The sequence below is a fragment of the Rhizobacter sp. SG703 genome, from assembly GCF_012275445.1.
In the GTDB taxonomy this organism is placed as follows: Bacteria; Pseudomonadota; Gammaproteobacteria; order Burkholderiales; family Burkholderiaceae_C; genus Rhizobacter.
In genome coordinates this window covers 423,824-445,960 of sequence record NZ_JAAZQK010000006.1, presented here as the reverse complement: position 1 = coordinate 445,960, position 22,137 = coordinate 423,824, and the positions used below count along the sequence as shown (strand labels likewise).

Here is a 22,137-nt window from a genome sequence, read left to right as displayed (position 1 = left end):
ATCACGAGAAGCGCCCTCGTGCTATGGATTCTCGTAGTGCTTCTTCAACAGGCTCGGAGGTGGCGTTGTAGTGCCTCGCCCACTCGGTCCTTTAGACCATTCAATAGGTGGTTGGCTGGCCGGTGTTGAAGATGCATTTGCCTTCTCGCACTCTTCACAACTCCACAACTCAGACACAGGCCATAGTGCCCCATTAATCGCAGCACCCGGCCCCTTGGAGATTACGTCATACACCAATATGAAGGGAGCAAAGCATTTCACCGAATGCCCGGCCTTCTCCAAGAACTTCTTCCAGAGAAGCGTTTCCTTCTTCGACAGCTTGCCGACGACTTGCCCTGTGTTCTTGTTGAAAATGTTCCCCTCAACATCGACAACGTGGTTCTTGTCATAGATGTGTCCATGCGGACTGCTCGGCCAAGGATCAACGTCGTTTTTGTGAACCGTGATGTTCTCTCCGCCGAGTTTTATCTTCGCCAATCCGCCGGGATCGACGAAGCTCAGCGGATCTGCATCCACATATGCGTACGTCGACAAGCTGCCACTTGTCAACCCAATTGGATCACTCTGCGTGTAAATCCCACCCTTCTGGTCGTAGTAGCGGTTCCAGTTGTAGAACAGCCCACTCTCCTGATCCGCATACTGCCCCGGGAACCGCAGGTTCTGCGTAAAGACCCCCAGCCCGCTCGGGTTGGTCTCCGGTGCGGTCGTGCCAAAGGGCTCGGCCAGCCAGCGCCAGCGCACGCGGTTCTGCCGATCCACCACCACGCGCGGCGTGTTCAGGTGGTCGGTGTGGATGTAGAACACCAGCGGCTCGCCCGTGGGGTTCGCCGGGTCGGGCGTGAACATCGCCATCGGCGTGTCGCGCAGCCACACGTATTCGCGCAGCGCCGCGCCGTTCTGGTCGTACTCGCCCAGCACGTGCCCGGCCTGGTCGTATGCGAAGACCACCGTGCTCTGCGCCCCGGTGCTGCTCACCTTGCGCACCCGCTGCCCCGCCGCGTTGTAGGTGTAGCTCGTCGTCACCCCGGCCTTCGTCAGCGTCGCGAGCTGCCCGCGCAGGTTGTACGTCGCGGTGTAGCCCTCGCTGTCGGTCGTCGTATTGCCCGCGCTGTCGTAGCCGAAGCTCCTTGCCGGGTTCGTGATGCTCGTGGTCCGGTTGCTCGTCGCCTCCACGCTGTAGGCGCTCAGGCTGCCGTTCAGGCTGATGCCCGTGCGGTTGCCGTTGGCGTCGTAGCCGATGCCCCAGCTCGCCGTGGGCGTCGTGATGCTGGTCAACCGGCTGTTCTCGTCGTAGCCGAAGGCCTGGTCCAGCGCGGGCTGCGCCGTGCCGTCCGCGCTCAGGTGCGTGAAGCTCACGATGCGGCTCGCCTCGTCGTAGCGCACATCGCGCAACAGCTCGCCCAGCGGGTAGCGCACCGCGCGGCCCGCCAGGTCGTAGTAGCGCTCGTTCGCGATCTCGCCACCGGCCATCGCCCACCGCCAGCGTTTCACGGTGCCGGCGAACGGCGTCCACTCGATCTGCGTGACGAGCGCGTTGCCGCCCAGCGTGAGCCCAGTCACTTCGCCATCGACCCAGCTCAGCCCCAGTTGCCGCCCTGACGGGTAGCTCACCCCCGTCAGGTTGCCCAGCGTGTAGCTATAGCCCACCGTCTGCGTGAGTTGCGTGGCATTGCCGCCGGCCACCGCGTCCACGCGCTGCAGGTCGCTCGTGATCTCGCCCTGGTCGTCGTAGGCGTACTGCGCCGAGCCGCCCGGGTAGCTGCTGCTCGTCAGCCGCCCCACGCCGTGGCTGAAGCCCGCGCCGGTCTGGCTGTAGGTCAGGCTCACCGTCTCGCTCGGCTGCCCGCTCTTCGTCGCCACCGCCCCGGTCAGCCGGTCGCTCGCGTCGTAGCCGTACGTTGTCAGCACGCCGCGGCTGTCGGTGCGCGTCTTCAGGTTGCGAGAGGCGTCGTAGGTCAGGTTCTCGGTGCCGGTGTCCGGGCTGATCACCTGCGTCGCATCGCCGAAGCCGTTGCGCGGGTACTGCGTCGCGAGGTTCCTCGGGTCGGTGACCTGCGTCGTGCGGCTGCCGCTGTCGTACGCGAAGCGCGTCGTGCCGTTCTTCGGGTCGGTCGTGTCCTTCACGCGCTCCAGCGCGTCGTAGCTCAGCCGCGTGACGAGGTTCAGCGTGCCCGCCCCGCGGGTGATCTTCGTGCGGTTGCCCTGCGCGTCGTACTCATAGCGCTCCAGCGGCAGCGGCGACGTGGGCAGCGACGGGACGACCTGCGAGGCCGGCACCGCATCGGTCACGCCCGCCTGCTGCTCACGCCCGAGCGCGTCCATCAGCCGGTTCAGGACCTGCGTCAACTCGCCCGCCGGGTCCTTGACCCGCTGGTCGGTGCGGTTGCCGGCGTTGTCCAGCACGTAGTCGATGCGGTTGCCCTTCTTGTCGGTCACCGCCACCACGCGGTGGGCATCGTCGTACTCGTAGCCGATCCAGCTGCCGTCGGGCAGCGTCACCTTCGTCAGCAGGCCAGCCGTGTCATACGCGTATGCCGTGGTCTTGTCGCCCACCGTGCGGCTGAGCATGCGCTGGCGCAGGTCGTAGGTGTAAGTCGTGACGGTGCCGTCCGGGCTGGTGCTCTGCAGCACCTGACCGTACCTGTCGTGGCGGTCGAAGCGCGTCACCTCGCCGCTCGGCGACGTGATGCTCAGCAGGTCGCCCTGGGTGTGATCGGCCGTGGTCTGCGCTGCGCGCAGGTAATCGCTGGTGCCGGACGCCGTGCTGGCCGTCAGCACCCGACCGTCCACGTCGTACGTCCAGGTCTGCACCGTGTCGGTGGTGCCGGCCTGCCGCGTGGCAGCGAAGCCGAGGTGCCCGTCGGCATCCGTCGTCGCCTGCGTCACCTGCTTGCACAGCGCGGCGATCGGCTGGCCGTCCAGCAGCGTTGCCGCGGTCGGTGCGCAGCTCGCGACCGCGTTGGCGTTGGCATTGAACGGATCGGGCTGGCCGTGGTAAACGTAGGTCGTCATCCGGCCAGGCGCTGCCACCTTCGTCGGCAAGCTCCAGTCCGGGTGCCACTGCGTGCTGGTCTTCAGCGCCCCGGCCGGCAGCGTGGCGTTGGTGGCCGTGACCGCCGCGCAGTCCTGGCTCGTGCCCAGCGAGGCGACGCTCACCGTCTGCAGGTTGCGCGTCAGGTCGTTCAGGTCGCAGCGGCGCGTGCCGTTGAAGTCGTCCCGGCTCGCGATGTTGCCGTTCGCGTCGTAGGTCTGGCTTCGGCTGCTGGCCAGGCTGCCCGCCCCCGGCTGCTGCCCCTGCGCGCTGAAGTAGTTCTTGCCGTTCAGGCTGATCGCGCTCCACGTCGTCGTCTGCCCGCTCGGCTCGGTCATCACCATGCCCTGCGGCAGGTTCCAGGTGTGGAAGCGCGCCACGGCGTCGCCGAACGTCTGCTTCGTCACCTGGATGCTCGGCGGCGTCGTGTAGCTCACCGTGTACTTGTCCACCCCGCCCGCATGCTCGGTGCTGATCGCCCGGCCCTGGGCGTCGTAGCCGAAGGTCGAGTAGCGCAGCCCGCGCTCGTCGACCACGCCCGTCAGCGCCCACGGCAGCTCGGTGTTCTCGTACACGAAGCCCTGGGTCTTGCCATCCGCCCAGGTGATGCCCACCAGGTTGTTGCGGCTGTCGTGGCTCAGCGTCGTGACCTGGCCCGTCGCATCGGTGATGCTGCTCACCCGCGGCACGCCGCTGGTCGACAGCGTGTAGCCGAAGCTCAGGCGGCGGCCCCGGTTGTCGCTCACCTGGCTCAGCGTGCGCAGGCCGCTGGTGCTGCCGTACGTGAAGTCGATGCGCGTGCCGTCGGCCCAGGCCATCGTCGTCAGCACGCCCGTGCCGCTGGACGCGGTGTACGTCTCCTGCACGTTGCTGCCGCTGTCGGTGTACACGTACTCCCCGCCGGGCAGCTGCACGAAGCGGTCCTTGTTCCCCGGCTCCCCCACCCGCGGGCCGCCGTCGGTGCTCGTCATCGTCTTGACGACGCCGTTGCCGCGCGGGAAGACGGTGGGCACCGGCAGCCCGGGGGTTGAACCGGCGCCGATCGTGAACAGGGTCACCTGCCGGTGCAAGTTGCTGACCCACTGCAGGCTGCCCATCACGCCGGCGCGGTTCTCCACCGCGCCGATGTCGGTCAGCGCCCCCGATGCGGTCGGGATCCGGCTCGCGTTGTCGTAGGTGAAGCGCAGCGTCGTGTTGCCAATCGCGAGACCCGTGTCCACCTCCTCGCGCTTGACCCCGCGCAGCGGGTAGATCGGGTTTCCCTTGCACACCTCGCACTCGGGCGGCGGTGGGGCCGATGCGTACGGCACATCGGTTGCGGGCACGCACTGGGTCGCGGTGCTGTCGGGCGTATAGCCGTCGTTGCAGGTGCAGGTCGACGAGGTCGGCACCCCGGTGGCATTCGCCGGGCAGCTGTAGGCCCGGGCGTCGATCCAGCGTCCCGTCCACCAGACGGTCGTGCCCCAGCCGAAGACGTAGTCCCTGCAGTCCGCACAAAGGACGGTGTAGTAGGTGCCGTTGCCGTGATTGGTGCCGATGTACGCCCCGTCATCGACGCCGGCCGGCAAATATCGCAGCAGGCCCTTGCACGACGAGCCGCGCCCGAACGTCACCATGAACTCGACGCAGTTGGCCATGGTGGCTGCACCGAAGAGCTGAGCGACGTCGAACTCCACCGCCACCATCTCCGGCACGGGGATCGCATTGACCTCCCCCTCGGCTTGGGCCATGCAGGGCAGCAGGCACAACAACGCCATGCAGGTCATGCTCCGCAGTTGCCGCAACCACGCGCGCAGCCACCCAACGCACAGCACTCCACCCAGGCGGTGAAGGCCCGCTTGCTTCGTCATCAATGAACTCCTCGGCGACCTCAATGCACTTGTGCATCGCGCCCGAGGTACTTCTTCGGGAGACTGCTGAAACGCGAGCCGGCGGATTAGACGGGAAAGCCGTGAAGGCAACAAGACGGGTCAGGACGTCATCGCATCGATGTCGTGAACAGATGACAGTTGTTGACGATCGGCGGCGGATCTGGTTCTGGACCGGCAGCCGCACTCTTCGAGGACCGCAGGTCCTCGCCTCCACACTTTCTGCAACATCCGCCCGGACACTCGACCCCCTCCACAACCACCAGGGAGAACATCGATGTCATCGCACGAAACACCCGACGAAGAGCGTCGCGGTCCTTCCGGATTGACAACGCTGGAGCTGGCCGAACTGCTTCCGCCGCTCGAGCCGCTTCCCCCTCCACCGCTGTCAGCATTCGAACCGTCGCACACGTTCTGGAGCGTGCTGCCGCGGTTGGTGTTCAGCATCGCCTTCGGCACGCTCGCCGTGATGCATGTCGGCATCTTCCTGATGCGCGAGGACGAACCGGTCACGAACGGCAAGTGCCTGGAACTCGCCACCACGGTCGGCGCATTCGCGATCGCGGCGGTGCTTTGCGCACTGGCCAGCGCCGGCCTGCTGGCGAAGTTCAGGCAGCTGCTGCGCAACCGCCGCGCCGGTCAGGTCACCGGCGCCGGGTTGAACAGCACCAGCGCGTTGTGAAGCTTCCAGCGCTCGGCCCAGGTCTTCGAGCGGCCGCTGGCCACGTCGAGCATCAGGCGGAACAGCTCCCAGCCCACGTCTTCGATGCTCGCGTCGCCATCGGCAATGCGGCCGGCGTTGACGTCCATCAGGTCGTGCCAGCGCCGCGCCAGGTCGCTGCGCGTGGCCACCTTGATCACCGGGCATTCGGCCAGGCCATACGGCGTGCCGCGGCCGGTGGTGAAGACGTGCAGGTTCATGCCGGCCGCCAGTTGCAGCGTGCCGCAGATGAAATCGCTGGCCGGCGTGGCCGCGTAGGTCAGGCCCTTGGTCGCCAGCTTCTCGCCAGGCGACAGCACGCCGGTGATCGGCGCACTGCCGCTTTTCACGATCGAGCCCATCGCCTTCTCGACGATGTTCGACAGCCCACCCTTCTTGTTGCCCGGCGTGGTGTTCGCGCTGCGGTCGACGCGCCCCTTCTGCAGGTAGGCGTCATACCACGCCATCTCGCGCACCATCGCCTCGGCGATCTCCGGCGTTGCCGCCCGCGCGGTGAGCTGCGCAATGCCGTCGCGCACCTCGGTGGTCTCCGAGAACATCACGCTGGCGCCGGCCCGCACCAGCAGGTCGGTGGCAAAGCCCACCGCCGGGTTGGCGGTGACGCCGCTGAACGCATCGCTGCCGCCGCACTGCACGCCCACCACCAGGTCGCTGGCCGGGCAGGTCTCGCGACGGCGCCGGTCGAGCCGCTCCAGGTGCGTGCGCGCGGTCGTCATGATCGAGTCGATCATCGACATGAAGCCGACGTGCGCCTCGGCCTGCAGGCACACCACGTCCAGCGCGTCGGGTGACGTGGGGGTGCCGCGCTCGTCGCGGATCGAGATCGTGCCGGGTGGCAGCAGGCGCTCGGGCTGCAGCTTCTCGCAGCCCAGGCTGACCACCATCACCTCGCCGCCGAAGTTCGGGTTCAGGCTGATGTTGCGCAGCGTGCGGATCGGGATGATCGCGTCGGGCGCGTCGATCGCCACGCCGCAGCCGTAGGTGTGCTCCAGCCCCACCACGTCGTCGACGTTCGGGTAGCGCGGCAGCAGCTCGGCCTTGATGCGCTGCACCGCGAAATCGACGACGCCGGCCACGCACTGCACCGTCGTCGTGATCGCGAGGATGTTGCGCGTGCCGACCGAGCCGTCGGCATTGCGGTAGCCCTCGAAGGTGTAGCCGTCGAGCGGCGGCATCGGCGGCGCGGCGCGCGTGGCTATCGGCAGGCCGGTGAGTTCGCGCGCCTCGGGCATCTGCAGCAGCCGCTCGTGCACCCAGCTGCCGGCCGGGATGTCTTTGGCGGCCAGCCCGATGCTCACGTGGTAGCGCAGCACCGGCGAGCCGGCCGGCAGGTCGACCAGCGCCACCTTGTGGCCCTGCGGCACCGCATCGCGCAGCACCAGCCCGCTGTCCAGCACGGTGCCGGCGGGCAGCCCGCCGTCGTTGGCGACGATCGCGACGTTGTCGAGATCGTGCATGCGGATCGTCAACGCTTTGCGGGGCTCGCCCATCACCGGCTCCTTCAGGGTTTGACGTTGCCGTCCTTGACGATCTTGGCCCACTTGGTCAGCTCGGCGCGGCCGAACGCGGCAAACTGCTCCGGCGTGTTCGGCGTGTACTGCAGGCCCAGCGTCTCCATCTTCGCCTTCACGTCGGGCATCGCGATGATCTTTGCGACCTCGGCGTTCAGGCGCTTCACGATCGCCGGCGGCGTGCCGGCCGGCGCATAGAAGGCCTGCCAGCTGGCGACGTCGAAGCCCGCCACGCCGGCTTCCTGCAACGTCGGCACGTCGGGCATCGCGATGCTGCGCTTGGCCGAGGTCACCGCCAGTGCGCGCACCTTGCCGCTCTGCACGAAGGGCAGGGCCACCGTCACCGTCTCGAAGCTCATCGGGATCTGGTTGCCGATCACGTCCTGGATGGCCGGCGCGCTGCCCTTGTACGGCACGTGCGTCAGCTCGGCACCGGTCAGCAGCTTGAAGGTCTCGCCCGACATGTGCTGCGAGCTGCCCTGGCCGGACGATGCGAAGGCGATGTCGCCGGGCTTGGCCTTGGCCGCGGCGATCAGTTCCTTGACGCTCTTGTACGGCTGCTCGGTGCCGACCAGCAGCACGTTGGAGATGCTGCCCAGCAGGATCACCGGCGCGAAGTCCTTGGCCGCGTCGTACGGCATCTTCGGCTGCAGCACCGGGTTGATCGCGTGGCTCGCGATGGTGCCGAGCAGGAAGGTGTAGCCGTCGGGCGCCGACTTGGCGACCGAGTCGGCGCCGATCACGCCGCCGGCCCCGGCCTTGTTCTCGACCAGCACGGTCTGCTTCAGCGCACCCTGCAGCTTGTCGGCCAGCAGGCGCGCGAGGATGTCCGAGGTGCCGCCGGCCGCGAACGGCACGACGATGCGCACCGGCTTGTCGGGCCAGGAAGCCGGCGCGGCGTGCACGCCGAGGCTGGTGCCTGCCGCGGCCGCGGCCGCCAGGGCGAGAAGGGTTCGGCGAATGATCATGGGATGTCTCCTGCGAAGGGGTTTGACGGAGGGCCGGAGGTCAGCGCAGCACCACGCCCGGCAGCCACAGCGAGAACGCCGGCACGTAGGTGACCAGCATCAACGCGGCGATCAGCGCGCCGTAGAACGGCCAGATCGTCTTCATCACGGTGCCGACCGAGACGCCGCCGATCGCGCAGCCGACGAACTGCGTCGTGCCCACCGGCGGCGTGTTCAGCCCGAGCGCGCAGTTGATCAGCATCACCATGCCGAACTGGATCTCGCTCATGCCGTAGTGCTGGCAGATCGGCAGGAAGATCGGCGTGCACACCAGGATGGTGGCGGCCATGTCGAGGAAGGTGCCGAGCAGGAACAGGATGATGTTGACCAGCAGGAAGATCACCCACGGGCTGGACGTCACCGCCGACAGCGCCTGGCCGGTCAACGTGGGCACCTCGTACAGGCTGATGATGTAGCCGAAGGCCGCCGAGATGCCGATCAGCAGCAGCACGACGCCGGTGGTCTTCACCGCCTTCGCGGCCGCCTTCAGGAACTGCTCCCACTTCAGCGAGCGGTACACCACCACGCTGAGGATCAGCGCGTACAGCACCGCCACCGCCGCCGATTCGGTCGCGGTGAACACGCCCGACAGGATGCCGCCGAGGATCAGCACGACGACGAACAGCCCCGGCAGCGACGCCGCGAAGGTGCGCGCGACGATGCTCCAGCCCGGGAAGGTGCCGGCCGGGTAGCCGCGCTTCACTGCCACCAGGTAGGCCGCCGCCAGGTTGCACAGCGTCAGCACCAGTGCCGGGATCAGGCCGGCGAGGATCAGCTTGGCGATCGACACCTTGCCGCCGGCGGCCAGCGTGTAGATGATCATGTTGTGGCTGGTCGGCATCAGCGCGCCGACCAGCGCCGCATGGGTCGTCACGTTGACCGCGTAGTCGGCGTGGTAACCCTGCTTCTTCATCATCGGGATCATCACCGCGCCCATCGCCGAAACGTCGGCCACCGGCGAGCCGGAGACGCCGCCGAACAGCGTGCAGGCGACCACGTTCGACATGCCCAGGCCGCCGCGGATGTGGCCGACCGCCGCGTTCGCGAAGTTGACGATCTTGTCGGCGATGCCGCCGTACAGCATCAGCTCGCCGGCGAAGATGAAGAACGGGATCGCGAGGAACGAGAACACGTTCATGCCCGAGGTCATCTGCTGGAAGATGACCGCCATCGGCAGGCCTTCGTACAGGATGGTCGCGAGCGCCGACAGGCCGATCGAGAACGCCACCGGGACGCCGAGGATCAGCAGCCCGAAGAACGTGATGCAGAGAATGGTCAGTGCCATGCCGGTTCAACCTCAATGCCACGCAGCAAGGCCACGATGTGTTCGATGGAAAAAAGAATGATCAGCACGCCGGCCGCGATGAAGGGCACGTAGCGCCAGGACTCGGAGATGCCGAGCGTCGGGATCTTGTAGCCGCCCACCGAGTCGAACATCAGCGCGCAGTTCCACGCCATCAGCGCGCCGAACAGCATCGTCAGCAGGTGGATCAGGATCTCGGTCGGCCGTTTCGCCTTCTCGGGCAGCAGGAAGCCGAGCAGCTCCATGCCGATGTGGCCGGCGTCGCGCACGCCGACGGCGCAGCCGAGCATGGTCACGTAGAGCACCAGCACCAGCGCCAGGCTTTCGGCCCAGGTGGGCGTGCTGTTGAGCACGTAGCGGCCGAACACCTGGTAGAGCACGGCCGCGAGCAGCAGCACCAGGCCGGCCACGCCGAGCCGCAGGCAGGCCTTCGCGACGGCTGCGCAGAATTTCGTGTACATCGGGATTCCTTCACCGCGGCGGCACGGGCCGCCGCGGTGGATCAGAGAGGGAGACGCCAGAGCGCAGCGATTACTTCGTGTCCTGGATGCGCTTGACCAGGTCGCGCAGCTTCGGGTCGGCCAGGAACTTGTCGTACACCGGCTTCATCGCGGCCTGGAACGAGGCCTTGTCGACCTCGATGATCTGCGCGCCGGCGGCCTTCACGGTGGCCAGCGACTTCTCTTCGCGCTCGTCCCACAGCTTGCGCATGAAGGGCACCGATTCCTTCGCGGCCTGGCGGATCGCCTTCTGGTCGTCCGGGCTCAGCGTGTCGAACACGCGCTTCGAGAACAGCAGCACCTCGGGCGCCATCGAGTGCTCGGTCTTCGAGTAGTACTTGGCCACTTCGAAGTGGCGCGAGCTCTCGTACGACGGGTAGTTGTTCTCGGCGCCGTCGACCAGGCCGGTCTTCAGCGCGGTGTAGACCTCGCCGAAGGGCATCGGCGTGGCGTTCGCGCCCATCGCCTCGAGCAGCGCGACCCACAGGTCGGACTGTTGCACGCGCACCTTCAGGCCCTTGGCATCGGCCAGCGTCTTGATCGGCTTCTTCACCGTGTACATCGAGCGCGCGCCGCTGTCGTAGTAGGCCAGGCCGATGAAGCCCTGCGCTTCGCAGCTCTTCAGGATCTCTTCGCCGATCGGGCCGTCGAGCACCGCGCGCATGTGTTCCTTCGAGCGGAACAGGAAGGGCATGGTCGGCACCACGGTGGCCGGGCAGATGTTGTTCATCGGCGCGATGTTCACGCGCGTCATCGGGATCGCACCGATCTTGGTCTGCTCGATCGTGTCCTTCTCGGCACCCAGCGCGCCGTTGTTGAACACCTTGATGCTGTGCTTGCCGTTGGTCAGCTTCGACAGCGTCTGGCCCATCTGCTTGACGGCCAGCACGGTCGGGTAGTCGTCGGGGTGGATGTCGGTCGAGCGGAACTCGGTGGCGTGCGCCGTGCCGAGGGCGGCCAGTGCCAGCGCGGCGGCCAGCGTGCGGATCGTGTGGGTCATGGTCTTGTCTCCGGGTGGATGGGCTAACGAGTCTTCTGGAAGCAGGTCAGAAAGCGAAGGCGGCTTCGGGCAGGCCGGTCACGCCGGGTTCGGCGACGAACACCGCGCCGTCGGGTGCGTCGTCGGCCGCGCTCGGCAGCCGGATCGAGGTGATGAACAGGTGGCGCAGCTGCGGGCCGCCGAACGCGCACATCGACGGCTTGGGCACCGGCACCGGGATCGAGCGGTCGAGCCGGCCGTCGGGTGTGAAGCGGTGCACCAGGCCGGCGTCGTTGGCGCAGATCCAGTAGCCACCGTCGGCATCGACCGCGGCACCGTCGGGCCGGCCCGGGTGGCGGTTCATGTCGACGAATTCGCGGCGCTGCGTCGGCGTGCCGTCGGCGTCGAGGTCGAAGGCCCAGATGCGGCGCACGCTCGGGTGCGAATCCGACAAATACATCACCTCGCCGCGCGGGCTGAACGCCAGGCCGTTGCCGGTGATCAGGCCGGACACCAGCGGCGCCGACAGGCCGCGGCCGTCGAGCCGGAACAGCGCGCCGAACGGCGACGCGAGCGACATGTCGCGCACCATCGTGCTGGACCAGAAGCGGCCCTGGCGGTCGCAGCGGCCGTCGTTGAAGCGCATGCCGTCGCGCGGGTGCGCGATGCCGCACAGGCGCGTCGCGGTCAGGCCGGAGGCCGACAGCCGCAGCTGGAACACGCCGCTCTCCATCGCCGCCACCAGCCCGCCCTGCGCATGCAGCGCGAGGCAGGCGACGCGCTCGGCGCAGGCCCAGCTCTCGACGCGGCGCGTGGCCCAGTCGAAGCGGCGCACCTGGCGGCCTTCGATGTCGACCCAGTACAGCGCCTGCTCGGCCACCGACCACAGCGGGCTTTCGCCGACCTGGTCGCGCGACGCGTCGAGCCTGTCCATGCGCAGCGTCGAGCTCATCGGTGAGGTCATTCGAACGGGCCGGTGCGCACGAAGGCGCCGCCCTGGTACAGCACGGCCGGGTCGTTGTAGTCGAGCGGCGCCTGGCGCGCCTCGACCGCGGCGCGGAACGGCTCGGAACTGTCTTGGGGCACGTAGCCGAGGTGCCTGGCCTTGGTGTTGTCCCACCACTGCGTGCGGTTGTTCGACATGCCGTAGACCACGCTGTAGCCGACCAGCGGCGCCGTCAGGCACGACACCACCAGCCGCTCCAGGTCGTCGAAGCTCATCCAGGTGGCCAGCATGCGGCGGTCTTTCGGCTCGGCGAACGACGAGCCGATGCGCAGGCAGGCGGTCTCGATGCCGTAGCGGTCGAAGTAGAAGCGCGCGAGGTTCTCGCCGAATGCCTTGCTGACGCCGTACAGGCCGTCGGGCCGCGGCGCGGCGTCGGTGCCGAGCACCTCGTCTTGCCGGTAGAAGCCGGTCACGTGATTCGAGCTTGCGAACAGCACGCGCCTGACGCCGTGCTTGCGAGCCGCTTCGTACAGGTTGTAGGTGCCGACGATGTTGGCCTGCAGGATCGGGTCGAACGCCGCCTCGACCGACACGCCGCCCAGGTGCACGACGGCATCGACGCCTTCCAGCAGCCCATGCACCGCGGCGCCGTCCTGCAGCGCGACCTGGCTCAGTTCCTCGCCGGCCGCGGCCGTGCCGAGGTCGGCGAGGTCGGACAGGCGCAGCACGTCGCAATACGCCTTCAGGCGCGGCCGCAGCACGCGGCCGAGGCCGCCGGCAGCGCCGGTCAGCAGCAGGCGCTTGAAGCGCAGGGACGTCGTGGAGGACGGGGTCGAGGTCGGCGGGGTCGTCATCGGCAAGGGTTCTTTCACGGCCGACCGCGGATCCGCGCTGTCGGCAACAGGTACGTCATCAGTTGTCGTACAACATGCTGAATGATTCGTGACGACAGGGGGCTTGTCAAGCCAGCGGGATGAGGGTAATCCCGGGGCCGGCCTGCCCGTCCGCACCGGCAAACGGTGTCGTCGACCACGTACATTGTTGTACGACGACGAACCGTCGTTGTCGACCCGCAGAAGCCCGCTTGCCGCGCCGGCCGCGTGCCGTACAGTCGAAAGCCCTTTCAACGACCTTGCCATGAGCCGCCCGATGCACGTCCCGCCATCCCCTGCTGCGACCGACCTGCCGCGCCGCCGGCCGCGCAGCCTGGCCATCGGCCTGGTCGAGACGCTGAGCGCGCGCATCCGCGACAACGTGATGCGCTCGGGCGACAAGCTGCCGACCGAGGCCGCGATCATGGACGAGTTCGGCGTCAGCCGGACCGTGGTGCGCGAGGCGCTGTCGAAGCTGCAGGCCGGCGGGCTGGTCGAGACGCGGCATGGCGTGGGCACCTTCGTCGTCGGCAGCGGCGGCACGCAGAACTTCCGCATCGATCCGGAGCAGATCGCCACCGCCCGCGAGGTGATCGCGGTGCTCGACCTGCGCATCGGGCTCGAGGCCGAGGCGGCCGGGCTTGCGGCGGTGCGCCGCACCGATGCCAACATCGAGGTGATGCGCGGCGCGCTGGCCGCGTTCTCGTCGGCCATCGAGCACGACGGCGACGCGATCGCGCCCGACTTCCAGCTCCACATGGAGATCGCCCGGGCCACGCAGAACGTGCACTTCGTCGAGCTGATGACCTACCTGGGCACGATGATCATTCCGCGCGCCCGGCTCAACACCGCAAAGGTGGCCGGCGAGGGCCGGCGCGAATACCTGCACCGGGTGAACGTCGAGCACGAGAGCATCGTCAACGCGATCGCCGGGCGCGACCCGGAGGCGGCCCGCGCCGCGATGCGCACCCATTTGGCCAACAGCCGCGAACGCCTGCGCCGCGCCGACGGCAACGCAGCGCCCTGAACGCATCGGGGGCGTGCCCTCTTGAATCTGCGCAGGCCATGTTGTACGATGACTGACAACTGATCCGATAGTCTGCACTCATTTGGAGACGCGCATGTCACCCCAGGAACTCAAAACCACCATCTCGTCCGGCCTGCTGTCCTTCCCGGTGACGGACTTCGATGCGCAGGGCAACTTCCAGCCGTCGACCTATGCGAAGCGGCTCGAATGGCTGGCGCCGTATGGCGCGACCGCGCTGTTCGCGGCCGGCGGCACCGGCGAGTTCTTCTCGCTGGTCAGCGAGGAATACGGCCAGGTCATCAAGGTGGCGGTCGACACCTGCAAGCACAGCGTGCCGATCATTGCCGGTGTCGGCGGCCCGACCCGCCAGGCGATCGCGATGGCGAAAGAGGCCGAGCGCCTGGGCGCCAAGGGCCTGCTGCTGCTGCCGCACTACCTGACTGAAGCCGGCCAGCAGGGGCTGGTGGCGCACGTCGAGGCGGTGTGCAAGTCGGTGAAGATCGGCGTGATCGTCTACAACCGCGCGGTCTGCAAGCTCAGCGCGGCCAGCCTGCAGCAGCTGGCCGACCGATGCCCGAACCTGGTCGGCTTCAAGGACGGCGTCGGCGAGATCGAGGCGATGGTGACGGTGCGCCAGAAGCTGGGCGACCGCTTCGCGTACCTCGGCGGCCTGCCGACCGCGGAGGTCTATGCCGCGGCCTACAAGGCGCTGGGCGTGCCGGTGTACTCGTCGGCGGTGTTCAATTTCGTGCCGAAGACCGCGATGGATTTCTACCGTGCCGTCGCGGCCGACGACCGGGCGACGCAGAGCCGCCTGATCGACGACTTCTTCCTGCCGTACCTCGACATCCGCAACCGCCAGGCGGGCTACGCGGTCAGCATCATCAAGGCCGGCGCGACGCTGGTCGGCCACCCGGCCGGCCCGGTGCGCCCGCCGCTGACGGACCTGACGGGTGAAGAAGTCGAGATGCTGGCCGCGCTGATCAAGCGCCTCGGCCCGCAATAAGGGGCTGACATGTCTGAACACCTGAACTACATCAACGGCGCGTGGGTCGCCGGTTCGCGCTTCGTGCCGAACATCAACCCGTCAGACCTCGCCGACACCGTCGGCCAGTTCGCCAGCGCCACCGCCGCGCAGGTCGACGAGGCCGTGCAGGCCGCCCGCGCCGCGGCGCCGGCCTGGGGCGTCTTCAGCGTGCAGGCCCGGGCCGATGCGCTCGACCGCATCGGCAGCGAGATCCTCGCGCGCCGCGAAGAGCTCGGCATGCTGCTCGCCCGCGAGGAAGGCAAGACCAAGCCCGAAGGCATCGGCGAAGTCATGCGCGCCGGCAACATCTTCAAGTTCTTCGCCGGCGAATGCCTGCGCACGCCGGGCGAGCTGCTGCCGTCGGTGCGGCCGAACATCGGCGTCGAGATCACGCGCGAGCCGGTCGGCGTGGTCGGCATCATCAGCCCGTGGAACTTCCCGATCGCGATCCCCGCCTGGAAGATCGCGCCGGCCCTCGCCTACGGCAACTGCGTGGTGTTCAAGCCGGCCGACCTGGTGCCGGGCTCGGCCTGGGCGCTGGCCGAGATCATCTCGCGCGCCGGCCTGCCGGCCGGCGTGTTCAACCTGGTGATGGGCGCGGGCCGCGAGGTCGGGCAGGCCATCGTCGACCATCCCGGCATCGATGCGATCAGCTTCACCGGGTCGCAGGGCGTGGGCAAGCAGGTCGCGCAGGCCGCGGTCGCGCGCGGCGCGAAGGTGCAGCTGGAGATGGGCGGCAAGAACCCGCAGCTGGTGCTCGACGATGCCGACCTGAAGCAGGCGGTGGAGCTGTGCGCGCAGAGCGCGTTCTTCTCGACCGGCCAGCGCTGCACCGCATCGAGCCGCCTGATCGTCACCGCCGGCATCCACGACCGTTTCGTCGATGCGCTGGCCGAGCGCATGCGCGGCCTGAAGGTCGGCCATGCGCTGGGCGCCGGCATCGACATCGGCCCGGTGGTCTCGAAGGCGCAGCTGGAGCAGGACGAGCGCTACATCGAGCTCGGCCAGGCCGAAGGCGCGCGCCTGCTGGCGGGCGGCCAGCGCGTGAAGGCCGAGACCGACGGCTTCTTCCTGTCGCCGGCTCTGTTCGTCGAATCGACGCCGCGCATGACGATCAACCGCGAGGAGATCTTCGGCCCGGTGGCCTCGGTGATCCGCGTGAAGGACTACGACGAGGCGCTCGCGGTCTGCAACGACACGCCGTTCGGCCTGTCGGCCGGCATCGCGACCAGCTCGCTGAAGTACGCGACGCACTTCAAGCGCCACGCGCAGGTCGGCATGGTGATGGTCAACCTGCCCACCGCCGGCGTCGACTACCACGTGCCGTTCGGCGGCCGCAAGGGGTCGAGCTACGGCCCACGCGAGCAGGGCAGCTACGCCCGCGAGTTCTACACCGTCGTGAAGACGGCCTACACCGGGGTCTGAATCGGGGTCTGAACCGGGGCCTGATCCGGCGGGGGCCAGCGCACCGGGAGGTGACGCATGTCCTCTGGTGGGCGTCGCGCGCGCCGCCGACATCCACGCATGCCCCGGTGCCACCGCACCGCGAGGGCTGCGTGGAGGTTGCGATGGAGTTGCTCAGACTGGTTCAATCGCAGGTTCGCCTGGGGGCGCCGCTGCCGTGGGGCGTGCGTGACGAGGCTGGCGTGCTGCTGCTGGCCAAAGGCCATGTGTTCGTCGACGACGGCCAGATGCAGGCGCTGCTGCGGCGCGGCGCCTTCGTCGACCTCGAGGAGGTCAAGGCCGCGGCGCGGGCGGCGCAGTCGCCGCCCGCGCGCCCGGCCAACCTGTTCGACCTGTGGGAAAAGATGCTGTGGCGGCTCGACCGGCTGCTGAAGAGCCTGGCCGAGCCCGGCTTCCCGGCGCGCACCGACGAGTTCGCCGCCAGCTTGGTCGCGTTGATCGAGCGCGATCCCGACATCGGCATCTTCCTGTCGGTGCGCAAGGACCGGCCGCGCATGCTGCTGTACGGGCTGACGCATTCGCTGCACACCGCGATGCTGTGCTGCCTGATGGCACGGCGCCTCGGCTGGACCCCCGCGCGCACGCAGAGCCTCGTGAAGGCGGCGCTGACGATGAACATCGCGATGCTGGAACTGCAGGGCCGGCTGGCCGCGCAAGGCGTGCCGGCGATGCCGCCGCAGCTGGGCAAGGTGGCGCTGCATCCGCAGCAGGCCGTCGAGTTGCTGCAGGCGGCCGGCATCGACGACGCCGAATGGCTGCAGGCGGTCGCCGAACACCACGAGCGCCCGGGCGGCGGCGGCTACCCGAGCGGGTGCAAGAACCCCTGCGAGGCGGCGCGGGCGCTGCGGCTGGCCGATGTCTTCATGGCGCGCATCACGCCGCGCAGCAGCCGGCCGGCGATCAGCACGCAGGACGCGGCACGCCAGCTGTTCCAGGACGACGCCGGCGGGCCGTTGTCGATGGCGATCGTGAAGGAGCTGGGCATCTACCCGCCGGGCGACTTCGTGCAGCTGAAGAGCGGCGAGCGCGCGGTGGTGGTGCGGCGCGGCGACAGCGCCAGCACGCCGATCGCCGCCAGCATCACCGACCGCAGCGGCATGCCGGTGGTGCACACGACGCGGCGCGACACGGCGTGCCAGGAGTTCGCGATCGTCGCGGCGCTGCCCGACAAGTCGCTCGCGGCGCGGCTGCTGCCGGAGCGGCTGTACGGGCTGCCGGCCTAAGCCTTCTTGCCCTGGTTCGCGACGGCCGCGGCGGCGGCCGCTGCGGCCTCGGCATCGCCCAGGTAGTAGTGCCTGATCGGCTTCAGGTTCTCGTCGAGTTCGTAGACGAGCGGGATACCGTTCGGGATGTTGACGCCGACGATGTCGGCATCGGCGATCTCGTCGAGGTACTTCACCAGCGCGCGGATGCTGTTGCCGTGCGCGGCGATCACGATGCGCTTGCCCGCCTTGATGGCCGGCGCGACGCTGTCGTTCCAGAACGGCAGCACGCGCGCGACGGTGTCCTTCAGGCATTCGGTCAGCGGGACGTCTTCGGGCCGCAGCTTCGCGTAGCGGATGTCCTGGCGCTGGCCGCGCGGGTCGGCGGCGTCGAGCGCCGGCGGTGGCGTGTCGTAGCTGCGGCGCCAGACCAGCACCTGCTCGTCGCCGTACTGCCTGGCCATGTCGGCCTTGTTGAGCCCCTGCAGCGAGCCGTAGTGGCGTTCGTTCAGGCGCCAGCTGTGCACCACCGGCAGCCAGGTGCGGTCCATCTGGTCGAGCGCGTGCCACAGCGTCCAGACCGCGCGCTTCAGCACCGAGGTGTAGGCGATGTCGAAGTCGTAGCCTTCGGCCTTCAGCAACCGGCCGGCCTGCTTGGCCTGCTCGACGCCGGTCGGCGTCAGGTCGACGTCGGTCCAGCCGGTGAAGCGGTTTTCCAGGTTCCAGGTCGATTCGCCGTGGCGGATCAGCACGAGTTTGTACATGGCAGGCAGTGGTTGTGGGGCAGGCGGGGCGCGGCCCCGGGGAGGCAGACCGCCGAATTCTATAATTCGCGTTTGCTTCCAACCCTTGGGCCTCGCCTGTGAAATTCCTTCTCGACAACTGGTATCTGTTCGCGGTGGCCCTGGTGTCCGGCGGTCTGCTGCTGTGGCCCACGCTGCGCCGCGGCGCGCAGGGCGGGGCGCTGTCCACCGCCGATGCGGTGCACGTGATCAACCGCGAGAAGGGCGTGCTGATCGACGTCAGCGAGCCGGCCGAGTTCGCCGCCGGCCACCCCGCCGGCGCGAAGAACGTGCCTCTGGCACAGATCGAGACCTCGAACGCGCTGCCCAAGAACAAGGCCTTGCCTCTGGTGGTGGTGTGCGCGAGCGGCGCACGCGCCACCCGCGCGATCGGTATCCTTCGCAAGGCAGGCTACGAGAACGCTCGCGCACTGGCCGGTGGCCTGAAGGCGTGGCGCGAAGCGAACCTGCCGGTCGAGAAATCGGCCTGAGGTTTCCAGGGCCGTCGTCCAGGCCCGTCGTTGGAGCGAAGCGATGCAAGCCGTGAAGATGTACACCTCGATGGTGTGCCCCTACTGCCACCGCGCGAAGCAGCTGTTGAAGTCGCGCGGCGTCGACCAGATCGACGAAGTGCGCGTCGACCTGCAGCCGGGCTTGCGCGACGAGATGATCGAGCGCACCGGGCGCCGCACCGTGCCGCAGATCTTCATCGGCGACACGCATGTCGGCGGCTGCGACGACCTGATCGCGCTCGACCAGCGCGGCGGGCTGACACCACTGCTGTCGGCGGCCGCCGCCTGACGCGCCCCACGGCCTCTCGCGCGACCGTCCACACCAGGCGTTTCAATTCGCCCCCGGCGCCTCGGACATAATCCGCGCCGCAGCCCGCACATCCCGCTCGCGGGCTTTTTTCACTCGTCTTCGTCAATCGCGAGAGCACCATGTCCGACGACACCCAAACCCCCGTGTTCCAGATCCAGCGCCTGTACCTGAAGGACATGTCGCTCGAGCAGCCGAACTCGCCGCAGATCCTGCTGGAGCAGACGCAGCCCCAGGTCGACATCAACCTCGGCCTGGCCGCCGAGCCGGTCGCCGACGGCGTCTACGAAGTGAGCGTCACCGCCACCGTGACGACCAAGGTCGCCGACAAGACGCTGTTCCTGGTCGAGGCCAAGCAGGCCGGCATCTTCGAGATCCGCAACATCCCGGAAGACCAGCTGCAGCCGATCATCGGCATCGCCTGCCCGCAGATCATCTACCCGTACCTGCGCGCCGTCATCTCCGACATCTGCACGCGCGCCGGCTTCCCGCCGGTGCTGCTGGCCGAGGTCAACTTCCAGGCGATGTTCGAGGCACAGCAACAGCAGCAGGCCGCGAACGGCGCTGCGACGCCGTCGATCAACTGATTCGTCCGACCCGACCGACGCAGGGGCCGCGGTGAAGCTCACCGTTCTTGGAGCCGGCGCATGGGGCACGGCGGTTGCCGTGAGCACCTCGGCACGCCATGACACCCGCCTGTGGGTGCGCGATCCGCAGCAGTGCGAGCGCCTGCAGACGCGCGGCGAGAACCTGCGCTACCTGCCGGGCATCGCGCTGCCGCCATCGCTGGTGGTGTCGTCCGATTTCGACAGCTGCGTCGAGCATGCGCGCGGCGGGCTGATCATCATCGCGACGCCGATGGCCGGGCTGGCCGAGATGTTGCGCCGCCTGCCGGCCGACGCGAGCGGCGTGCTGTGGCTGTGCAAGGGCTTCCAGGACGGCACCGGCTGGCTCGGCCACGAGGTCGCGCGCGCGGTACGCCCGAACGACCGCCGCGTCGGCGTGCTGTCGGGCCCGAGCTTCGCGCTGGAGGCCGCGCTCGGCCGGCCGACTGCGCTGGTCGCCGCGAGCACCGATGCCGAGCTCTGCGAGCAGGCCGTCGCCGCGCTGCACGGCGAGAGCCTGCGCATCTACACCTCGAGCGACGTGGTCGGCGTCGAAGTGGGCGGCGCGGTGAAGAACGTGATGGCGATCGCCACCGGCATCGCCGACGGCATGGAGCTCGGCCTCAATGCGCGGGCCGCGCTGATCACGCGCGGGCTGGCCGAGATCACGCGGCTGGGCGTCGCGCTCGGTGCGCGGCCCGACACCTTCATGGGCCTGTCCGGCCTCGGCGACCTGGTGCTCACGGCCACCGGCGACCTGTCGCGCAACCGCAAGGTCGGCCTGCTGTTGGCCGAAGGCCTGCCGCTGCCGAAGATCCTCGTCGAGCTCGGCCACGTGGCCGAAGGGGTGGCCTGCGCCGCGACCGTGCTGCGCCGCGCGCGGGCACGCTCGGTCGACATGCCGATCACCGAAGCGGTGGTCAACGTGCTCGAGGGCCGCGGCACGCCCGAACAATCGATGCGCCTCCTGATGATGCGCGACGCGCGTCCCGAAAGCTGACCTGATGAGCCTGCCGAAACGTCGTGATGTCCTGGTGGCCGGCATGGCCGCCGCCCTGTCGGGCGCGCTGCCCGCCCGTGCGCAGGCCTGGCCGGCCCGCCCGATCCGCCTGGTCGTGCCGTTCCCGCCCGGCAGCTCGCCGGACATCATCGCGCGGCTGATCGCCGAGCCGCTCGCGCAGGCGCTCGGCCAGCCGATCGTCGTCGACAACAAGCCCGGCGCCGGCGGCAACCTCGGCACCGGCCTGGTCGCGAAGGCGGAGCCCGACGGCTACACCTTCCTGTTCACGATCCAGGGGCCGCTGGTGACCGCGCCGCTGCTGTCGAAATCGCTCGGCTACGACCCGCTGAAAGACCTGGTGCCGGTGACGCTGGTCGCGACCTCGCCGAACGTGCTGGTGGTCGACCCGAAGCTCGGCGTCGACACGCTGGCCGACTTCGTGCGCGTCGCGAAGCAGAAGAAGGGCCAGCTGAACTACGGCAGCGTCGGCAACGGCAGCGCGGCGCACCTGGCGATGGAGTCGTTCAAGGCGCGCGCCGGCCTCGACATCGTGCACGTGCCGTATCAAGGCTTTCCGCAGGTGGTCAACGCGATCCTGGCCGGCCAGGTGCAGGCCGGGTTCATGGTGCCCGGCATCGCGATCGGGCAGGTGAAGGCCGGCAAGCTGAAGGCACTGGGCGTCACGACGCTCGGCCGCTTCGGCGCGCTGCCCGACTTGCCGACGCTGGTCGAGCAAGGCTACGCCGGCTTCGAGGCGATCTCGTGGCAGGCGGTGCTCGCGCCAGCCCGCACGCCGCAGGCCGTGGTCGACCGGGTGTCGGCCGAGCTGGTGCGCATCATCAAGACCGACGAGGTGCGCGGCAAGATCCTCGGCCAGTACTTCAGCGCGGCGGGCACGGCGCCCGAGGCTCTGGCGGGCCTGATGAAGACCGAACGCGAACGCTGGGGCAAGGTCATCAAGGCCGCCGGCGTGCAGCCGGAATAGGAATAGGGCGCTCTACGCGCCGCCGGCGTAGCCGTTCTGGCGCCACGCCTCGAACACCGCGACCGCGACCGCATTGCTGAGGTTCAGGCTGCGCTGCCCGGCGCGCAGCGGCAGGCGCACGCGCTGATGCCCGGGAAACGTCTCGCGCAGGTCGGCCGGCAGCCCGGCCGTCTCCGATCCGAACACCAGCCAGTCGCCGGCCTGCCATTCGACCTCGGCGAATGGCCGGCTGCCGCGCGTCGTGAACGCGAACATTCGCGTCGGATCGGGCGTCGCGGCCTCGACGAACGCCGACCAGGAGGCATGCCGCCGCACCGGCGCGAACTCGTGGTAGTCGAGCCCGGCGCGCCGCAGCAGCCGGTCTTCCATCGAGAAGCCGAGCGGCTCGACCAGGTGCAGGGCACAGCCGGTGTTGGCCGCGAGCCGGATCACGTTGCCGGTGTTCGGCGGGATCTCCGGGTGGACGAGGACGATGTTGAACATGGCCG

General features: G+C 68.7%; 20 protein-coding genes. 10 read left to right on the top strand and 10 right to left on the bottom strand.

What is annotated here, in order from left to right; all coding sequences use genetic code 11:
• Nucleotides 1–21: 21 nt before the first annotated feature.
• The gene (locus tag FHT26_RS15340; protein ID WP_168560966.1) at nt 22–4,788 is read right to left on the bottom strand and encodes an RHS repeat protein; all 4,767 of its coding nucleotides are present in this window, start codon (nt 4,786–4,788) and stop codon (nt 22–24) included.
• Between the two features lie 388 nt (nt 4,789–5,176).
• Between FHT26_RS15340 and FHT26_RS15335 the strand changes: the two genes are divergently transcribed.
• Complete coding sequence (locus tag FHT26_RS15335; RefSeq protein WP_168560965.1) at nt 5,177–5,581, top strand: hypothetical protein; 405 nt, start codon at nt 5,177–5,179, stop codon at nt 5,579–5,581.
• Here FHT26_RS15335 and garD read toward each other — a convergent pair.
• The 7 genes from garD to FHT26_RS15300 form a co-directional block, all read right to left on the bottom strand.
• The gene (garD, locus tag FHT26_RS15330; RefSeq protein ID WP_168560964.1) at nt 5,539–7,110 is read right to left on the bottom strand and encodes a galactarate dehydratase; all 1,572 of its coding nucleotides are present in this window, start codon (nt 7,108–7,110) and stop codon (nt 5,539–5,541) included. The genes FHT26_RS15335 and garD overlap by 43 nt on opposite strands.
• Nucleotides 7,111–7,121: 11 nt before the next feature.
• A complete protein-coding gene (locus FHT26_RS15325; RefSeq protein ID WP_168560963.1) occupies nt 7,122–8,099 on the bottom strand; it encodes a tripartite tricarboxylate transporter substrate binding protein in 978 nt (325 codons plus the stop codon).
• Between the two features lie 40 nt (nt 8,100–8,139).
• The gene (locus FHT26_RS15320; RefSeq protein WP_056816006.1) at nt 8,140–9,423 is read right to left on the bottom strand and encodes a TRAP transporter large permease; all 1,284 of its coding nucleotides are present in this window, start codon (nt 9,421–9,423) and stop codon (nt 8,140–8,142) included.
• Nucleotides 9,414–9,902, bottom strand: a complete 489-nt coding sequence (locus tag FHT26_RS15315; RefSeq protein WP_168560962.1) for a TRAP transporter small permease — start codon at nt 9,900–9,902, stop codon at nt 9,414–9,416. Before FHT26_RS15315 ends, FHT26_RS15320 begins: the two co-directional genes overlap by 10 nt.
• A gap of 70 nt (nt 9,903–9,972) precedes the next feature.
• The gene (locus tag FHT26_RS15310; RefSeq protein ID WP_168560961.1) at nt 9,973–10,941 is read right to left on the bottom strand and encodes a TRAP transporter substrate-binding protein; all 969 of its coding nucleotides are present in this window, start codon (nt 10,939–10,941) and stop codon (nt 9,973–9,975) included.
• A 46-nt stretch (nt 10,942–10,987) separates the two neighbouring features.
• On the bottom strand, nt 10,988–11,872 hold the full coding sequence (locus tag FHT26_RS15305) for an SMP-30/gluconolactonase/LRE family protein (RefSeq protein ID WP_168561047.1): 885 nt from the start codon (nt 11,870–11,872) through the stop codon (nt 10,988–10,990).
• 8 nt (nt 11,873–11,880) lie between these two features.
• Nucleotides 11,881–12,720 (bottom strand): NAD-dependent epimerase/dehydratase family protein, encoded by an 840-nt coding sequence (locus tag FHT26_RS15300; protein WP_168560960.1) that lies wholly within the window; start codon nt 12,718–12,720, stop codon nt 11,881–11,883.
• 283 nt (nt 12,721–13,003) lie between these two features.
• Between FHT26_RS15300 and FHT26_RS15295 the strand changes: the two genes are divergently transcribed.
• The 4 genes from FHT26_RS15295 to FHT26_RS15280 all read left to right on the top strand — a co-directional run bounded on the left by FHT26_RS15295 (nt 13,004) and on the right by FHT26_RS15280 (nt 17,479).
• Entirely contained in the window at nt 13,004–13,765 is a 762-nt protein-coding gene (locus FHT26_RS15295) for a FadR/GntR family transcriptional regulator (RefSeq protein WP_246867891.1), read from the top strand.
• Between the two features lie 94 nt (nt 13,766–13,859).
• Nucleotides 13,860–14,771: a 5-dehydro-4-deoxyglucarate dehydratase gene (gene kdgD, locus FHT26_RS15290; protein ID WP_168560959.1), complete on the top strand. Its 912-nt coding sequence runs from the start codon at nt 13,860–13,862 to the stop codon at nt 14,769–14,771.
• Nucleotides 14,772–14,780: 9 nt separating this feature from the next.
• On the top strand, nt 14,781–16,217 hold the full coding sequence (locus FHT26_RS15285) for an aldehyde dehydrogenase family protein (RefSeq protein WP_168560958.1): 1,437 nt from the start codon (nt 14,781–14,783) through the stop codon (nt 16,215–16,217).
• Nucleotides 16,218–16,360: 143 nt separating this feature from the next.
• Nucleotides 16,361–17,479, top strand: a complete 1,119-nt coding sequence (locus FHT26_RS15280; RefSeq protein ID WP_210427406.1) for an HD-GYP domain-containing protein — start codon at nt 16,361–16,363, stop codon at nt 17,477–17,479.
• Here FHT26_RS15280 and gpmA read toward each other — a convergent pair.
• Complete coding sequence (gene gpmA, locus FHT26_RS15275) at nt 17,476–18,222, bottom strand: 2,3-diphosphoglycerate-dependent phosphoglycerate mutase (RefSeq protein WP_168560957.1); 747 nt, start codon at nt 18,220–18,222, stop codon at nt 17,476–17,478. The genes FHT26_RS15280 and gpmA overlap by 4 nt on opposite strands.
• A gap of 98 nt (nt 18,223–18,320) precedes the next feature.
• Here gpmA and FHT26_RS15270 point away from each other — a divergent pair, with 98 nt between their 5' ends.
• From FHT26_RS15270 to FHT26_RS15250, 5 genes are all read left to right on the top strand, one after another.
• Nucleotides 18,321–18,731, top strand: coding sequence for a rhodanese-like domain-containing protein (locus FHT26_RS15270; protein WP_168560956.1), 411 nt, complete (start codon nt 18,321–18,323; stop codon nt 18,729–18,731).
• 43 nt (nt 18,732–18,774) lie between these two features.
• Nucleotides 18,775–19,041, top strand: coding sequence for a glutaredoxin 3 (gene grxC / locus FHT26_RS15265; protein WP_056815985.1), 267 nt, complete (start codon nt 18,775–18,777; stop codon nt 19,039–19,041).
• Between the two features lie 140 nt (nt 19,042–19,181).
• A complete protein-coding gene (gene secB, locus FHT26_RS15260) occupies nt 19,182–19,646 on the top strand; it encodes a protein-export chaperone SecB (protein WP_168560955.1) in 465 nt (154 codons plus the stop codon).
• Nucleotides 19,647–19,677: 31 nt separating this feature from the next.
• The gene (locus FHT26_RS15255; protein WP_168560954.1) at nt 19,678–20,664 is read left to right on the top strand and encodes an NAD(P)H-dependent glycerol-3-phosphate dehydrogenase; all 987 of its coding nucleotides are present in this window, start codon (nt 19,678–19,680) and stop codon (nt 20,662–20,664) included.
• 10 nt (nt 20,665–20,674) lie between these two features.
• Complete coding sequence (locus FHT26_RS15250; protein ID WP_168561044.1) at nt 20,675–21,649, top strand: tripartite tricarboxylate transporter substrate binding protein; 975 nt, start codon at nt 20,675–20,677, stop codon at nt 21,647–21,649.
• A gap of 12 nt (nt 21,650–21,661) precedes the next feature.
• On the opposite strand, the gene trmL is transcribed toward FHT26_RS15250, so the two are convergent.
• A complete protein-coding gene (trmL, locus tag FHT26_RS15245) occupies nt 21,662–22,132 on the bottom strand; it encodes a tRNA (uridine(34)/cytosine(34)/5-carboxymethylaminomethyluridine(34)-2'-O)-methyltransferase TrmL (RefSeq protein WP_168560953.1) in 471 nt (156 codons plus the stop codon).
• Between the last annotated feature and the right edge of the window lie 5 nt (nt 22,133–22,137).

Excerpts from the sequence above, each read along its gene's own strand:
- FHT26_RS15340 (WP_168560966.1), bottom strand. The coding sequence starts at position 4,788 with ATGGCGTTGTTGTGCCTGCTGCCCTGCATGGCCCAAGCCGAGGGGGAG.
- FHT26_RS15335 (WP_168560965.1), top strand. The coding sequence starts at position 5,177 with ATGTCATCGCACGAAACACCCGACGAAGAGCGTCGCGGTCCTTCCGGA.
- garD (WP_168560964.1), bottom strand. The coding sequence starts at position 7,110 with ATGGGCGAGCCCCGCAAAGCGTTGACGATCCGCATGCACGATCTCGAC.
- FHT26_RS15325 (WP_168560963.1), bottom strand. The coding sequence starts at position 8,099 with ATGATCATTCGCCGAACCCTTCTCGCCCTGGCGGCCGCGGCCGCGGCA.
- FHT26_RS15320 (WP_056816006.1), bottom strand. The coding sequence starts at position 9,423 with ATGGCACTGACCATTCTCTGCATCACGTTCTTCGGGCTGCTGATCCTC.
- FHT26_RS15315 (WP_168560962.1), bottom strand. The coding sequence starts at position 9,902 with ATGTACACGAAATTCTGCGCAGCCGTCGCGAAGGCCTGCCTGCGGCTC.
- FHT26_RS15310 (WP_168560961.1), bottom strand. The coding sequence starts at position 10,941 with ATGACCCACACGATCCGCACGCTGGCCGCCGCGCTGGCACTGGCCGCC.
- FHT26_RS15305 (WP_168561047.1), bottom strand. The coding sequence starts at position 11,872 with ATGAGCTCGACGCTGCGCATGGACAGGCTCGACGCGTCGCGCGACCAG.
- FHT26_RS15300 (WP_168560960.1), bottom strand. The coding sequence starts at position 12,720 with ATGACGACCCCGCCGACCTCGACCCCGTCCTCCACGACGTCCCTGCGC.
- FHT26_RS15295 (WP_246867891.1), top strand. The coding sequence starts at position 13,004 with ATGAGCCGCCCGATGCACGTCCCGCCATCCCCTGCTGCGACCGACCTG.
- kdgD (WP_168560959.1), top strand. The coding sequence starts at position 13,860 with ATGTCACCCCAGGAACTCAAAACCACCATCTCGTCCGGCCTGCTGTCC.
- FHT26_RS15285 (WP_168560958.1), top strand. The coding sequence starts at position 14,781 with ATGTCTGAACACCTGAACTACATCAACGGCGCGTGGGTCGCCGGTTCG.
- FHT26_RS15280 (WP_210427406.1), top strand. The coding sequence starts at position 16,361 with ATGGAGTTGCTCAGACTGGTTCAATCGCAGGTTCGCCTGGGGGCGCCG.
- gpmA (WP_168560957.1), bottom strand. The coding sequence starts at position 18,222 with ATGTACAAACTCGTGCTGATCCGCCACGGCGAATCGACCTGGAACCTG.
- grxC (WP_056815985.1), top strand. The coding sequence starts at position 18,775 with ATGCAAGCCGTGAAGATGTACACCTCGATGGTGTGCCCCTACTGCCAC.
- secB (WP_168560955.1), top strand. The coding sequence starts at position 19,182 with ATGTCCGACGACACCCAAACCCCCGTGTTCCAGATCCAGCGCCTGTAC.
- trmL (WP_168560953.1), bottom strand. The coding sequence starts at position 22,132 with ATGTTCAACATCGTCCTCGTCCACCCGGAGATCCCGCCGAACACCGGC.